We start from the raw sequence: 15,367 nt of genomic DNA on the forward strand, positions 1-15,367 counted from the left end.
CCACGACGTAGTCTAAATTGTAACGTTTAGTGTGTTATTGCTTGAAAAATTCCATAGATGCTCTTAGGCCTTTGATAGCCTGTACAGGAATGTATGTAATGCCATTTATGACTTTTGGAGCTACGCTTAGCGTGCTGCTGTTACCATTATAGAATACCTTTTTGCTTCCCAAGGTCAAAGTAACTTTGTGTTTATCTTTTGCAATGCTAATTGTCCCACTTTCAGGATAGTAAGCAAACGTCGCTTTCAACGCTTCAGTAATGTCACGTAGCGGAACTAGATTATTTCCCTCATACTGTAAAGGTTTATTCGTAAAATCAACTTTTTTTTCATTGATATGAACCTTTAGATTAGATTGCGTATACTTTGGCTTAGATTCCTTAGGTTTTGTAGATTTTGATTTAGATGATTTAGAGCTTTTTGACGAAGAGCTCTTAGAAGACTTAATAGAACTGGAACTAGATGATGAGTTCCCTCCATTATGATAGTGATATTCTCCGTACTCTAGTCCCCATATGGCACAATTGGTCCAACAAGTATGACCGCCATTTGAATCGGTTCTGCCTGGATGAGCTAACACACTTGATGTACTTGATAAAAGCAAAACAGATACTAGAGAACTAACCAACAACTTTTTTCTCACGATCCACACCCTACAAATGGTACTATTTTCCTAATTATCATATCATACAATATCTGAGAATTAAATATAAGGTTAACAATTTCTATAGTAACTTTTCATTCAATTTGATATGAAGACTCACCAACGTTCTATCTGATAGTAGTTTCAGCTGAACGCTGTATAACTTTGATCAATACTCATCCAGTGTAAAACCTCAGCCCCCATAAATTCGTTCAACTATGAAGCAACCAAAACAAAAATGAACTAACAAAAACCATTTTAGAGTTGTTTCGCAAAATAGAAATCTAAGTTTACATGAAAATGAATGCTCAGCTTCAAAAGAGTCTACTCATAATCGGTACAACTCCTGTCCTTGGATGGGGACAAGAACTTTTACAGATAAAATAAAAAAGCCACTTGATTAGCGAATTTAAATGGGATCATATTCTTGTCCCAAAATAATATCAGGTGAAAAGAGCTTGATGCTATTAATGACAATCCAACTCAATATGTTATCGACTTTTTTATATTTAGTATATATCCTATCTTTCATTTTCCAAGGATTGCATCATGGAACCGAGCTAAATGCTCGTCTCTCTTTTGTAGTTCCTCAATGTTTAAACTACTCGCTGTCTGACGAGATTTCTCAATACGATACTTTAAATTAAATTTCAACTGGTTAACTTCAACATCAAGCCTAGTTTCAATAGAAGGATTAGGGATCGCTGAAATCCATTCATCTCTGTTGTTCTTACCGGGTCTCCGTCACCCTCAGTTACTATTAGTATCTTAGATTCAGCATAAAACGTGTTCCAAAGAGCGTTTGCCACACCAGGAATTATGAACTTTCCCATAGCAACTATAATTTCAATTGATCTATTTCAAGCTGCATTACCCATGCCTTTGAACTGATAGAGGACTGAAGTGGGAAACGGGTCTGCATGCCATTTGGCTTCTAGGAGGCATATACGTCGAGATAGAAAGAGCCGTCAATCTGCTCACCTGATGGCCTGTAACCTGTATGCGGTTCGAGTTGTTCGTAATTAAAGCAAGCGCTCGAAATCAAACCCTCGGCGTCTTTTTTCTGTCCCCCGTCCACTTTAGAGGTTAACTTTTATTACTCACATAAAAATAACAAAACATTTTAATTTATCTCAGATATTTCCTTTATAGCTAATTCGGATTATACTTATCTGTGACCAAAGCTATATAAAGGAGAACAAACATGACTAAAGACCTTATAATAGCAGAATAGAATTCCTATCCAGTTCATCTTACTTTTACAGACGGAACGACATTCTACGGGAACATCTCACTTACAAGTAATAAAACCCATGTTAAAGTCCAAAAGCAAGAAGAAACTGTATGGATTCCTATTAATGAGATATCACACTATTCATTGACCATTCCTGGCTCATTCATTAATTGAGAGGCAAACGACTGGAGGCATTTTCTTGCACAAATTAATACTTATGTATTAAATAATTGCTGTATCAGGTGCAGCACTGATTTGTGAAAATTACTAAGTTCCAGTTAAATCATACGCAATTCTACTTCTAGATTTTTTTTGAAAAGGATGAAAAATTTAATGTCTGCTGAACATTTTATAGTTGCAATTGTACCAACCTTGATTGTTTTTTTATTTGTTACATATGCTGTTATTAAAACAATATTTAAAGACTCTTACACCATTTTCAGAAAAATTATAATTCGTTATTCTATTATATCAATATTGATATGCTTTTTGTTTTCAGCTATTTATGCTTTTATCCTTACATTTGAAGTTGCTCAAGCTCTTGAATTAAAGAACTCAAGCTTAACAAACGTAACAGGATTTAAATTAAAAGGTGATAGTTTTCCGGAATTTTTATTGAGAATATTTATTTTTAGTGCCTCCACCTTCTTTCAATTACCTTCTTCAATTAGTTTTGAAGGTTTAGCTCAAATAATTGTAATAGTACAACGTTTTTTGGGAGTTACAGCACCATTGTTAACTGTAGGATTAACTCTTTTTGATGAACAGAGAAAGAAAAGTGGAAATCTGATCCTATATACATTCTTAAATCGTGGTTGGAACATTCTAAGAATCAGAGATGGATATGCTGGTGGTAAATATAAAACGCTTGAACTCATTGGGGCAGACTTAACAATAAAACCAATTTTTATTAATGACGAAAGAAGTGTCAAAGAGGAACTTAAATATTTTATGGTCGATTGGTCTACGATAAACAAAGATGTCTTACCTTTTTTTTTAAAAGTAGTAGACGAACCATTATTAGATAAAGGGCATTTATGGAGCGAAGCTACAGTTTTGTTTCAAAAAAGAGATATCAATAGCTTAGAATTTTGTGAAGAATATATTATTCTATTGGAAGAAATTGACAACCAATTCACCGGCATTGATGAAATATCAATAAATAAGGATATTAACATAATTATATCAAGATTACGTGGACTGACTGACAACCTCGAGGAAAAGAACCATGAATGATAAGATAATCTTCAGATTGATTCACTTTACAAGAAGAGTAGCAATCCGCTATGAAAGAAGTAGAAATCAAGGTGTTTTACTAAGTAGCCCCAAATGGATAAATATAGTAATCATAATAGTAGGAATTTTTCAACTTACTTCACTCTATACTGCTAATTTGACTATACAAGCAGTAATATCCTTCTTGTTGATTGTAGTCTCTATCATAAATACAGTATTGGATTATAGTGCAGAAAAGAAAAAGAAGTTCATTAAGATACACGAGAACTGCGGTAGGCTCCTCAGTGAATTAACTTCTTTGCATATGAAACTTGAAGAAGAAGTAGTTAAACTAGATTCAAATCAATTATCCGCTCTTCTTACACAAATTGAGAATTACGAGAAAGAATTTGCAAAAGAGCCCTATTTTCATGGCTTTTTAAATGAAAAGCGAGCCCTAAATAGATTTCTGAAAAGAGAAGGAGACTATTATTTCTGGATCATGGATAAAAGTAAAAATAATGACTGAATTAACATTGTCGAACGAATGTGTAGGTTCATGCGCACATTTTTAGTTTGTTCACAGAAATTTTTTTACTAAAGTTCAACTGTGGTCAAAATGAGGTTTGTAAGCACATGGGAGGATATTACATGGGAAAGTTAGCTCTAGAACAAAAAAAGTACATTATTGATACAGCAAGAAAGGCATTCGAAATTGTATTTAAAGAGAAACTAGAGGAAGGTGATTTTGAACATCAGATCTATTATGAAGAAAACATCTACCGTGAAAACATATATTTTGAAGCGTGTGTAACTGTATCCAGTCTTATTTATCACATTATGAATATAAAATTTGGATTAAGTGATAGCGAAAATAAAATTATTGAATGCACTTTTTCAGCTAATGGATATCGATACGCGCATACATATAATCTAGTATGCGACGAACCAATAGATGCTACGATTGATCAGTTTAAGAAAAGAACTAGTATGGATTTTTCTATCTATGAAAATAACAGTCAGTATTACGAAGATAATACCTCAGGGGAGCCTCATTCAGAAGTAGTTCTTCAACGAGAGATAGCTGCTTTTAATTTTTTAGACAGAAAAATAAGTAAGGGCGATTTGGGCGTTAAAGCTGTTGCACAACTTGGTAAAGACTTCTCTCTCAAGAACAACACTAAAAGTATATTGAAAATAGGAGAAACATTTAAATCAGAACACGGATGTAGCTATTGCGTTCAGGCTTCAGATACTCTTAAATACTACGAATACCCTCTTGCAATGAAATATTTAGAAATAGAAATATTGTCGGATCCCTGGAAAGGCGATGATGGATATTCATATTTTGCTAATGAAGTGAAAGTGTTGAGAGAAATCCCCCTTAATGAACTAAGGAAAGATAACTTGTTTCATGATGCTTGCATTAGAAATGAACAGAAACAAAAGGAAAATCAGAAACAGTTCGAAATGGAGATGCAAGAAATAAAAGCAGAGAGAGAGGAAAGAGAAAAAACAATTGCAATTAAACTTAAATACCTAAAAAGAATTGCATTTTTCCCTTGGATTGTTGCAGTTGTTTTGTTAATTATCTTACCTTTAGTTTGGTATTACTTAGGTTTTGTTCAGGCAAAGTAAAAAAGCAAATGCTAGTACATCAGAACTTGACTATATACATATGATGTGATTTAGTACAAAACATAACCCCCCAAGAAATCTTGGAGGATATTTTTTTACTCACTCTTTAATTTTTATTTAATAGGTAAGTTTCAGCTGGTTACATTCAAAAATCCCATCATCAATTTTCAAGATACTTAATAACCTCTCAGATCTATTTCTATCCTGATCTTAAGAAAGAGCGCAACCAATCTCCTTTATCCCTATTATAATTTGATCGAAAGCGCATATATTCTACACAGAGGACTGATTTAAGTAATTATCCCCTTAACATATCAGTACTCCTCACTATTTAAATCGAGCTAATCAACTCCACCGCTACCTCCAAATTCTCTTTGTTCAGAGACCTATAGATCATCGTCATTTAGATTTTCGGATATGAGTATTAAGTCTTGAGAATCATGTCTTTATAGACATCGTGGATTGATATTTAAACAATTCTCTCATGTAGTCAAAAAAAACATAATTACTTGTATTATGATCAAAAACACTTTTATACTTGATAGCATGTATGTTTTCAATTTGGCAACATTGACTCAGGAAATTTGGTAAAAGATACTCTTTTTTCACTTTGGTGTCACCAGCCCGGAACATACAAAATTTAAACAAATTCACCTCCAAATCTGTAATGTCGATAACTTTAATGTCCATTCTAGGTTCGCACTTAATATTCATAATATCTATTATTGTTCCAGAAGGTTGCTTCATTTCCATAATAGCTATGTCCTTGTCTCGAGAAAAATATAAAAAACCGTTTCCTTCAATATTAAAACGGCCCTGCGAGCTAATTCCTGAAGGAGCTTCCCACATTTCCATTTCTGTCCATGGCATTATTTCATCAGATTTACGCGTTCGACATCGATAAAATTCTCCACTTAATCGAACATCTTTTGCAAGACCCTTAACTGAATTTCGAATGAGTTTACCAATCTTATGTTCTAAACCTAACATGGGATATCGCTGAAGATGGCCTGTAAATGCAACCATCTCTTCCGTGGTAATTTCCCCAATAAGTTGCATTACTCCTATTGCGTTTCTAATCTCATCCACTGGTATTATTGAACCATTGGGCTTTTTTGAAACCAGTAGTAACTGAGATTCATCATCTTCACTGTCAATTCTAGAATAGGAATAGTCCTCTTGTGAGAGTTCGGTTAATTTATTGGTAAAATTGATATTTGCCGCTTGATAATTTAAACGACCTTCAATGATCCGCTGTTCTGTGACAGTTGACCTTGGAGAATGTTTGTATGGTTCATCAAAAATCCCCCCTCTTATAGCCTTTTCAACTGGATTTAGAGTATCCCACGAAATTCCTTCAATACCTTTCATGGCTCTTTTAACCGTTGATAGTTGTGTATGGTTAATCCCTAGCATACTTGTCGATGTTTTACTAATGGGCTTAAAGATCTCCGATGGATATTTTATCCTCATTTGATCTGCTATCTTAAAATGATTTACATTAAATCCCACTATGTCTGTCACTGCTTTACTAATCGGGGTAAAGATCTCCGATGGATATTTTATCCTCATTTGATCTGCTATCTTAGAATGATTCGCATTAAATCCCACTATATCTGTCACTGCTTTACTAATGGGGTTAAAGATCTCCGATGGATATTTTATCCTCATTTGATCTGCTATCTTAGAATGATTCGCATTAAATCCCACTATATCTGTCACTGCTTTACTAATGGGGTTAAAGATCTCCGATGGATATTTTATCCTCATTTGATCTGCTATCTTAGAATGATTCGCATTAAATCCCACTATATCTGTCACTGCTTTATCACTTGAGGAAAAGTTATCTGATTGATTTTTTCCCTTTAATTGCGTTGCTTGTTCTGCTAGTTTGAATGAACTCTGGTGCTTACCGTCTTGATTAGTTAATTTTTTCTTACTCATAAACTGGACGCTCCGTTCAATCAATTAGTATACATTCCTTAGTACTGATTAGAAACTAGACTGAAAAATTAAAATTTGCGATTTTTTTATCATATTTTCCGTTCAGTAACGAACTATTAACTATAAAAAACTCATTCATTACTGTTGCAAATGAACTTAGAAACTCTTTATTAAAGCTGGAGAGTAGAAAAAAGCTTGACTCAAAGTTACATTGTGATACGCCAACTATCTCACCTAGATAGTCATATCCAAATATTTCGTTAGCAACATCCTTAATTTCAGTTGTTACTCCATTCATAGGAAGTAAAGCATTTACTTTATCATTGGCATTTGCAAAATTATGGATTATATAATTTCTCAAAGCAGCGCAATTTTTCATATGTGTCCATTCAGGCAACTGATTTGGAAAATGAATATTTGCTACACTCAAAATATAATTACTAGCTTTCTCAATAGTAGGTCCATAATTGTTTTTATTGTTTATAAAAGATGTAACACTTCTAGTAATCCCTCTGGTTGCTTTCAAAATATTGCACATTTTCATAAGGATATGTTCTAAAAATCCATAAAGTGTAACAAATACTGAATTTCTTAAAGTTATAGGGAACCAATAAGATTCATTTTGCAAACCATAAAAATCGTAGGATTCACCTTCATGAATCACTGTATAATGCGATTTTCTGACCATTTCTTTTATTTCGAATTCATTAGACTCTATGTAACTAGATGTCTGACTTAGGAAATCCCTTATTTCAAGTTTGAGCTTACAAAATTCACTTATTTTATTATTCAAACAGTTCCATTCCTTTCATCCATTATGTCCATGAAATTTGTTTATCACAGATAGGACAATATATTTTACCGTTAAGAATAACTTTACTCTCCGTAAAGTCAACTAATCTAAGCACTCCCGGAGCTTTCCCTATTACAATGTTCTCTACTTCACTACGTCCCGCTGATCGACTTCACAGTAGCAGTAAGATCCTTAAATCCTGGTGATGTGCAAATTATTCGGTTCACCAATTTCCTTTGAAGTGCCCCTTTTGATCAAGGGGCACCACTTGTTAACTGTACCTGAAGCGGATCAAAATTTAATCCTATCCACCATTTCTTTCTATATCACCTTCCATCCGAGCGTCTCTTTCATCGATAAGACGTTGCTGTTCTTTTTGTCTTTCTACATCGTTTAAGAGTCCTTTAGCTAAACGATAGTCATAATAACGTAGACCAGTAAAGTTAAGGCCATCTAAAAATAAATCTGAACCATTTGTTGGATTTAGTTGACGAATCATCAGAGCTTCTTGATATGGGATAACGATTCTTCTATATATTTTATTAGCATTAGGAGCGGTATCCATGTAGCTGACTATATCGCAAACATCACCTGTATAAAGAAAATATCCACTTTGGCTTTGAGCTCTAAAATTCGTATGAATGAATTCTGGGTAGATTGCTACAGGCTCATGTTTTTTAAACACCTGAGAATTCAAAAAATCCAGATACTCTCCTTTTGTACCAAGTACTGCATGCTCTTTTACAGTAAACTGATTGAACTCGCAAGGATTGAGCAACCATAAAACTGAATCTTTATTTTCCTCAACATTGTTGCATGCAAAGTAAAGTGCAGTCTCTAAAGATACTGTCCAATCCAAAAAACGTGTGGGAACACCATAATGCTGAGCGTAGTATTCGATTGACCAGTTCTCTACAGGGTTGTAGTCGTGTTATCTGGATAATGGATTGTTGTACGTTTAAAGATTTCAGGATATACCCAGTTTTCAAAATTAATCGCATTGCTATGCTGACCATGGGATAGCCGATTTGTCAACTTTTCGATAGGATCAGGATTTTCCGTTAATTCTCTAGTCAAAGAGGATTTCATAGATGGATATGGTTTTTTTTCTCCTCTGAACCATAGGGTATCATTTCCGGTAACCTGCTTGAACGTTTCAATTTCATCTTGAATTTTCTTGTAAAAATCCAATTCTTCTAGCATAAATATTCTCTCCTCTACAATTTGGTTTTTACGTCCAACTGATCGACTCCACCGCATCCTCTAAATCCTATTTGCTCGGTGTCGTATAAATCATCGTCATTTGGATATTTGGTTCACCATTTTCCTTGTAATGGCCCATGAGATTAGCAACCTTCTGCGGATCCTTTGTCGCCTCGAGCAAATCGTGGCCAAAGGTATGCCGCAGACTGTGGCAGTTCAAATGCTTAATCCCTGTAAATTTGCGGTACTTCTCAAGTATGTGCTGTACTCCGCGTTCCGTACATTTGGGTGATCATCTCGAGACAAACACATATGGGCTTTTATCGTCCCGGGTATCCAGGTACGCCTGAAGCGCGGTCCGGAGTTCGGCACTTATCGGTATCTCCCTATCTTTACCTCGAATATATGTATATGCTATTCCTTTGCTGTCACTCATGGTCAGATCAGTAAGCTTCAGATCACATAGCTCATACACCCGCAGCCCCATCCGGAGCAAAGTTAATACAATGGCATACTCTCTTATGCCTCCTCGAAAGCGAACTTCCCTATGTAACGCATTTTGTTCATTTCTGGACAACCACTTCGGTTGCCAACGTGCCCGCGGAGGTTTTTTAACTGGCCCAAACGGATTGTTAGGAATATAGCCTGCTTGAGCAAAAAATCTGAAAATCCTGTTTAAATGAACGAAAGTCACAAATTTTTGGTTGAAGGTGCTGCTGGTTTACCTTTCTTCCCTCCAGCCTTATGCAGTTGCCGCTTAAAATCAGCTCTGTCTTTTTGGGTGGCATAAACAGCATCCACTTCTTCACCCAATCGATTTGTAGATTTAAGCCAATTATCAAATATTTCCCAGTAACTTCGTAGGTCTTTATTGTTTTGTGCGATAAGGCTTCATCTCTAAGGTGTTGTAAAAATTCTTCGAACATGTGAGGCCCCTTTTCTTCCCTGATACATAACACGAAGAAAAAAACAGCTCTTACCCAACGATCCTATGCGGGCTCGTTTATTCAATTATATCACTTCTTCGTCGTGTTATATAAAGAGAAGACAACGAACAAAAATCATTAAACTAAGGAAAATGGATATTCTGGATGTTTCTCCATCACTCTAATCTCTACTGATTAGCAGCCCCAAAATACTAAAACAAATGAGAACGATTAAAAGTTCAAACAGACCCTCAGACTGACTCTGGAGGTCTGTTTTTCAGGTAAATATCTGTACTGATTTTCTATACTTAATAACATTATTACTTCAATCTACATGTAATTTTTTTACCGCGGTGTTCTCATCTTTGTACATTTTCCAATAAGGAAAACCATAGGTACTAATAAACTTATCAAAAAAACTCAAAAGGTCATCATCACTTAGCAACCAAATGTAGTCCTCTCCTATAGCAGATGTTGCATATACCTTATACCCATTGTCATTAATTTGAAGCAAAATATGAATAGAAGTACCAGCAGCAGTAGCGATGACAAGCATGTTAGAAGGATAGAAATCTACAAATGCAAAATAATAATCAATTACACTTTCAACAGAACAAATTTCACATTCCAAATTTCCAAATTGCAGCCCATTAACTAGCGTTAAGAAGCTTTTATATTCACATGGTAAAATCAACTCACACTCACTTTCAATTAAGGCTATATCGGAGCTTTGAGCAGGAGGATTCATTTTAAAAAAATAATCAACTATGGCGCCCATATGGTAAATCTCTGATTTACTATTGCTTATTTTTTTAACCATATCAACCAATAATTCAATATTTAATGGTTGGAATAAATCATCTTCATTCATAAATTCACCACTTCCCCTCTCTATAGAGAATACATATAAAACCTTTTATAGAATTGTAACACATATAAAAAAATGGCGGTTTAGCCTTTTTAGCTATTCCGCCATTTTTTTTATAGAGTTTAATTAGTAGCCCGCGAACCAGGCTGTAACACCTTTGTGCATAAGTTTATTCAAATGTATCAAGTTGCCCATCGTGTTATCTCCGCCATATTCTAGTGGCTTAATATGATGGACATCATAATCTGTAACATCTAATTTTGCGCTATAGGTTTTGTTATACCATGTTTCATATGTCTTATTTAAATTACTTGGACGTGTATACAAAGCACCTTTAGTATAATTTGCAGGTGGCTTAGCTAGAGTTTTACCAGATGTACTATCAGTATGAACAAAAATCCATATGTTACCTGTTTTGTTTATCAATTGCGATGATCCAGTAACTGGCGACCCAACACTCTGATTAGCTTTTCGCGCAGTAAGCTCTACAACAACTTTATAGTGTCCTGTTGCACGCGGAATACTAATATTATAGGTTTTAATATAACTTGCATCAGTTACCTTTAGTCTGTCTACTTCCGTATAGATACCATTTTCTGTATCTGATCGTGTGATTTTAAATATTGCATCTACCGGTGGTTTGATCAGTGTGCCTGGAGCATCAATATTAAAAGAGTGCTTGTGTTCTTTTTTGGATGAAACATAAGTGTAATCATGTTTAATAGTAATTAAAATAAATTTTGATGCAAGACTACTTTCAGAGTCAGCTGATTCAGGTGTGATAGTAGAAGAAAAGAGTGTTTCACTGAAAGAAGTAGGTAAATCTTCAGGCGATTCACTATCAATTGAGTAGGTGTTGAAAATTTCAGTTGAGTGATCATGTAAATCAATTTCTTCAGGTATTGTTGCAAATGCTGAGGTACTCATAGTGAAAAACAAGGATAAAGCTACAATCATTCCAAATAATTTTCTCATACAACACTTTCCTTTTATTTGTATTTTACCATTTATGTGATACTCTGAAGATGAATTTTTGGTAATATAGTAACAATTCTACAATATTTATATAATTCCTCTTTTTATAAATTAAATTTACTTATTGAAGAATTTATTACATAATATGAACTATCGAAAGATCTTCTTACCTTTTCCACACCATAAAAAAGCCATCCTTCTGAATGCAATAAAACAACTCTTCATAAGTTAAATGTATGGCCTAATCCAAATGAAAAAGACGTTTCACATTTATACAATAATGATCAAATTAAAGCCATTAACGTCATAGTCACTAAAAGATCCTGACAATAAACTTAAATGGGCAAATAACATCTGTGTTTTCCTTGAATTTGGATAAAAACCAGTAAAGTTGAAGCAATTAGCGCGACTTTGGGGTATAATGTAAATATTGCATTCAAAATTTCAAACGTTGTTATAGGCAACGCCCTGAAATAGGGTAGACTTGTTGTAGTTACCTTTTCGGTAAGAAACCATCTTCACTAGACCAAACATAACTTTTTGAGGTAAATATAACTCCTGCATTTTAAACGAGCCTTAGCAACTGAAGGCTCGCTTTTTGATGCAATTTTAATATTTATTCTGTTTTTTATTCAAAGATTTTCCTTTTTATATCTTTCAACAACAACATCTCGCTGCTCTACTCAAAAATTGATTAACTTGCGCTTACACCGCTGTAAGGCGGTTTTACATACACAAAAAAAGAACATAAGTTCTGATAGAGGTGATTTTTTATGGCAAGCTTTAAGAAACATGCAACTGGCTGGGAGTATCGTCTAAGATACAAAGATCCATTCACACAAACTTTTCGTGAAAAGTCTCAGCGGGGATTCGAAACCAAAAAGGAAGCTCAATTAGCTGCTTCAGAGTTCGAAAGGAGTCTCTCTGCTGGCTATGAGCAAAGTGATTTGAGTTTAAAAGATTATCTGAACTTTTGGATTGATCAATACAAAAAAGGGAGTGTTCGAAAAAACACATTACTTCTACATCAAAACAACATCAAGAATCACATCTTGCCTTATTTCAGAAACATACTACTTCGAGATGTTAAACCAATTATGTATCAGAATTTCATTAATTCGATTTCAGAAAAAGGTCCCAGCCGCAGAACAGTTGAGCTAATACATGCTACTATGCACAACGCGTTACAAAAAGCAGTTATTATCGGTAAGATTGAAAAAAATCCATGTATAGGCGTTGAAATAAAAATTAAAAGGAAAAAGAGAGAGGTTCATTTTATTGATTCTTCAGACATCTCAAGGTTCTTACAAAACGCTTACGAATACGGCTACATTTATTGGATCTATTTCAAAGTCTTAATTGAAACTGGGATGAGAAAAGGTGAAGCTGCCGCCTTGAAATGGCCTGATATTGATCTAGAAAATCAGTTTATAACCATTGACGAAACTTTAGATTTTACCGCTAAAGATAAGGAAGGATTATTCGGAGAAACCAAGACCATCAAATCAGAGAGAACGATTAAAATATCCCAATCATTAGCTAATGATTTAAAGTATCACCAAGAGTGGCAGAAGCAGAATAAAGGGGTTTTAGGGGAACGATATCATCTTGACCTTGATCTAGTGTTATGCAGAGAAGACGGTAACTATATGCCGAAGTCATCTTTGTTCAATGCTTTCTCTCGGATACTGGACCGAAGCGAACTCCCCTCACTCCCCATTCATTCACTCCGACATACCTGTGCCGTATTATTGCTTGAAGCTGGAGCAGATATGAAATTCGTACAAGAGCAATTGGGCCATGGCAGTATTCAAATTACGTCGGATGTCTATGCCCACATTTCTTCTAAAATCCAGAAAAACAACATGGATAAGTTCGAAGTATTTACTAAAGGTATTCTTCAAGATTAAATTTTTGTGGGCATTTTGTGGGCACTCTCGTTTTATTTGAATTCATAATGTTTTGCCCACAAAAAGAAAAACCCCTCACGCCATGTGGCGCAAGGGATTCGGGGATTAGTACAACGTAATATATTGATCGCGTTCCCATTGGTGGACTTGTGTACGGTACATGTCCCACTCAATTTCTTTCAGCTCATAGAAGTGAGCCAAGGCGTGGTCGCCGAGAGCATCACAGATAACTTCGCTGCGGATCAATTCGTTCAATGCTTCTTTCAGGTCAGCTGGCAAGCTTGGAATGCCTTCTTCCACACGCTCTTCTTCTGACATGATGTAGATGTTACGGTCAATTGGAGCTGGCAAAGACAGCTCACGTTTGATTCCATCCAAACCTGCTTTCAGCAAAACAGCCAAGGCAAGGTAAGGGTTCGCAGCCGGATCCGGGTTACGTACTTCAACACGTGTGCTCAGACCACGGGAAGCTGGAATACGGATCATTGGACTACGGTTACTAGCAGACCAAGCTACATAACAAGGTGCTTCGTAACCAGGAACCAGACGTTTGTAAGAGTTCACAGTTGGGTTCGTAATTGCTGCAAACGCACGCGCATGCTTCAAAGTTCCAGCCATGAAGTGACGTGCAGTTTTGCTCAGACCCAGCTCGTCCGACTCGTCTACGAATGCGTTCACTTTGCCTTGGAACAAGGATTGGTTACAGTGCATACCGGAACCGTTCATACCAAACAGTGGTTTCGGCATAAAGGTAGCATGTAGACCATGCTGACGCGCAATCGTTTTAACAACGAGTTTGAACGTTTGGATCTGGTCTGCTGCTTTTAGAGCATCAGCATATTTAAAGTCGATCTCATGCTGACCTGGAGCTACCTCATGGTGGGAAGCTTCGATCTCAAAGCCCATTTCTTCAAGTGTGATAACGATGTCACGACGACAGTTTTCACCAAGATCCGTAGGCGCTAGGTCGAAATATCCACCTTGGTCATTCAGTTCGTTAGTCGGGTTTCCTTTTTCGTCTGTTTTGAACAAGAAGAACTCTGGTTCAGGACCGACGTTGAAGGAAGTGAATCCCATTTCTTCGGCTTCTTTCAGGTTTCGTTTCAAGATGCCACGCGGATCTCCTGGAAACGGATTACCATCCGGAAGATATACGTCGCAAATCAGTCGAGCAACACGGTTCTCGGCTACCCAAGGGAAAATCAGCCAAGAATCGAGATCCGGATAGAGGTACATGTCGGACTCTTCAATACGCACATAACCTTCAATGGAAGATCCATCAAACATCATTTTATTGTCCAGAGCCTTGGTAAGCTGGCTCACAGGAATCTCAACGTTTTTGATTGCTCCAAGCAAATCGGTAAATTGCAAACGAATGAACCGTACATTTTCTTCTTTTGAGATGCGTAGTATGTCTTCTTTAGTAAAACTCACGATACCCTCTCCCTTTCTTCTCTGCGTATTTGGCTTGCCTGTTATATTTGTACATTAGAATATTGCATGGGTCAAGGAGTCCTCCTACCCAAAAGCAGGATTTCCCCTGACTTACGAGGTTATACGAACTTATTTTTTATTAAAGAAACGGGAAAGCTCTCCCTGAATGAGAGATACTTGTCCAGGTCTCTTACCTGACACCAGTTGTTGTTTAAGCAGACGGTGTAGTTGGGAGTCTGATAGTTCTCTACGTTTCACTTCCGTATCGGCTGTAATAACAGTCGCTTCTTCTGACTCTTTGGATACAGGATTCATCACTTGCTTAATGCCCGCGATGTTAACTCCTTTTTCAATCAGAGCCTTGATTTCCAGCAATCGTTCTACGTCATTGAAAGAGAACAAACGCTGATTACCTGACGTTCTCGCAGGAACAATCAAACTGTGCTGCTCATAATAACGAATCTGACGCGCGGACAAATCCGTTAGTTTCATTACAATACCTATCGGGAATAAGGCCATATTTCTGCGAATTTCGTCACCCATCATTCATCAACCTTCCAGTCATCTATTCTTCACTCTATTGT

At 36.0% G+C, this 15,367-nt stretch carries 14 protein-coding genes and 1 pseudogene; 4 read left to right on the plus strand and 11 right to left on the minus strand.

Going from position 1 to position 15,367, the window contains the following annotated elements; all coding sequences use genetic code 11:
* Nucleotides 1-34: 34 nt before the first annotated feature.
* Nucleotides 35-643, minus strand: a complete 609-nt coding sequence (locus tag BMW94_RS16510) for a copper amine oxidase N-terminal domain-containing protein (RefSeq protein WP_091000081.1) — start codon at nucleotides 641-643, stop codon at nucleotides 35-37.
* A 1,567-nt stretch (nucleotides 644-2,210) separates the two neighbouring features.
* Here BMW94_RS16510 and BMW94_RS16515 point away from each other — a divergent pair.
* The 3 genes from BMW94_RS16515 (at nucleotide 2,211) to BMW94_RS16525 (ending at nucleotide 4,730) form a co-directional block, all read left to right on the plus strand.
* The gene (locus BMW94_RS16515; protein WP_091000084.1) at nucleotides 2,211-3,113 is read left to right on the plus strand and encodes a hypothetical protein; all 903 of its coding nucleotides are present in this window, start codon (nucleotides 2,211-2,213) and stop codon (nucleotides 3,111-3,113) included.
* A complete protein-coding gene (locus BMW94_RS16520) occupies nucleotides 3,106-3,621 on the plus strand; it encodes a hypothetical protein (RefSeq protein ID WP_091000086.1) in 516 nt (171 codons plus the stop codon). Before BMW94_RS16515 ends, BMW94_RS16520 begins: the two co-directional genes overlap by 8 nt.
* Before the next feature lie 122 nt (nucleotides 3,622-3,743).
* Nucleotides 3,744-4,730 (plus strand): hypothetical protein, encoded by a 987-nt coding sequence (locus BMW94_RS16525; protein ID WP_091000089.1) that lies wholly within the window; start codon nucleotides 3,744-3,746, stop codon nucleotides 4,728-4,730.
* Nucleotides 4,731-5,168: 438 nt separating this feature from the next.
* Here BMW94_RS16525 and BMW94_RS16530 read toward each other — a convergent pair whose 3' ends face one another.
* The 8 genes and pseudogenes from BMW94_RS16530 to BMW94_RS16565 all read right to left on the minus strand — a co-directional run bounded on the left by BMW94_RS16530 (nucleotide 5,169) and on the right by BMW94_RS16565 (nucleotide 11,439).
* Nucleotides 5,169-6,674 (minus strand): RES domain-containing protein, encoded by a 1,506-nt coding sequence (locus BMW94_RS16530; protein ID WP_091000091.1) that lies wholly within the window; start codon nucleotides 6,672-6,674, stop codon nucleotides 5,169-5,171.
* A gap of 55 nt (nucleotides 6,675-6,729) precedes the next feature.
* Nucleotides 6,730-7,467, minus strand: a complete 738-nt coding sequence (locus tag BMW94_RS16535) for a hypothetical protein (RefSeq protein WP_091000093.1) — start codon at nucleotides 7,465-7,467, stop codon at nucleotides 6,730-6,732.
* Nucleotides 7,468-7,771: 304 nt separating this feature from the next.
* Entirely contained in the window at nucleotides 7,772-8,368 is a 597-nt protein-coding gene (locus BMW94_RS16540) for an FRG domain-containing protein (protein ID WP_091000095.1), read from the minus strand.
* An 11-nt stretch (nucleotides 8,369-8,379) separates the two neighbouring features.
* Nucleotides 8,380-8,670 carry a hypothetical protein gene (locus BMW94_RS16545; protein ID WP_091000097.1) on the minus strand — a complete coding sequence of 97 codons (291 nt, stop codon included), beginning with the start codon at nucleotides 8,668-8,670 and terminating at the stop codon, nucleotides 8,380-8,382.
* A gap of 67 nt (nucleotides 8,671-8,737) precedes the next feature.
* Nucleotides 8,738-9,364 (minus strand): annotated as a pseudogene (locus BMW94_RS31320) (tyrosine-type recombinase/integrase).
* Nucleotides 9,303-9,596, minus strand: a complete 294-nt coding sequence (locus BMW94_RS30560; protein ID WP_175480735.1) for a hypothetical protein — start codon at nucleotides 9,594-9,596, stop codon at nucleotides 9,303-9,305. Before BMW94_RS30560 ends, BMW94_RS31320 begins: the two are co-directional and overlap by 62 nt.
* Before the next feature lie 325 nt (nucleotides 9,597-9,921).
* A complete protein-coding gene (locus BMW94_RS16560) occupies nucleotides 9,922-10,467 on the minus strand; it encodes an SMI1/KNR4 family protein (RefSeq protein WP_091000102.1) in 546 nt (181 codons plus the stop codon).
* A gap of 123 nt (nucleotides 10,468-10,590) precedes the next feature.
* Nucleotides 10,591-11,439, minus strand: coding sequence for an HNH endonuclease signature motif containing protein (locus BMW94_RS16565; protein WP_091000104.1), 849 nt, complete (start codon nucleotides 11,437-11,439; stop codon nucleotides 10,591-10,593).
* A 773-nt stretch (nucleotides 11,440-12,212) separates the two neighbouring features.
* On the opposite strand from BMW94_RS16565, the gene BMW94_RS16570 reads away from it, so the two are divergent.
* Nucleotides 12,213-13,349 carry a tyrosine-type recombinase/integrase gene (locus BMW94_RS16570; RefSeq protein WP_091000106.1) on the plus strand — a complete coding sequence of 379 codons (1,137 nt, stop codon included), beginning with the start codon at nucleotides 12,213-12,215 and terminating at the stop codon, nucleotides 13,347-13,349.
* A 105-nt stretch (nucleotides 13,350-13,454) separates the two neighbouring features.
* Here BMW94_RS16570 and glnA read toward each other — a convergent pair whose 3' ends face one another.
* Together glnA and BMW94_RS16580 are read right to left on the minus strand one after the other, a co-directional pair.
* On the minus strand, nucleotides 13,455-14,783 hold the full coding sequence (glnA, locus tag BMW94_RS16575; protein WP_063562869.1) for a type I glutamate--ammonia ligase: 1,329 nt from the start codon (nucleotides 14,781-14,783) through the stop codon (nucleotides 13,455-13,457).
* Between the two features lie 129 nt (nucleotides 14,784-14,912).
* Nucleotides 14,913-15,326: a MerR family transcriptional regulator gene (locus BMW94_RS16580; RefSeq protein ID WP_063563200.1), complete on the minus strand. Its 414-nt coding sequence runs from the start codon at nucleotides 15,324-15,326 to the stop codon at nucleotides 14,913-14,915.
* Nucleotides 15,327-15,367 lie beyond the last annotated feature (41 nt).

It is taken from the genome of Paenibacillus sp. OK003 (assembly GCF_900109515.1).
Lineage (GTDB): Bacteria > Bacillota > Bacilli > Paenibacillales > Paenibacillaceae > Paenibacillus > Paenibacillus marchantiae.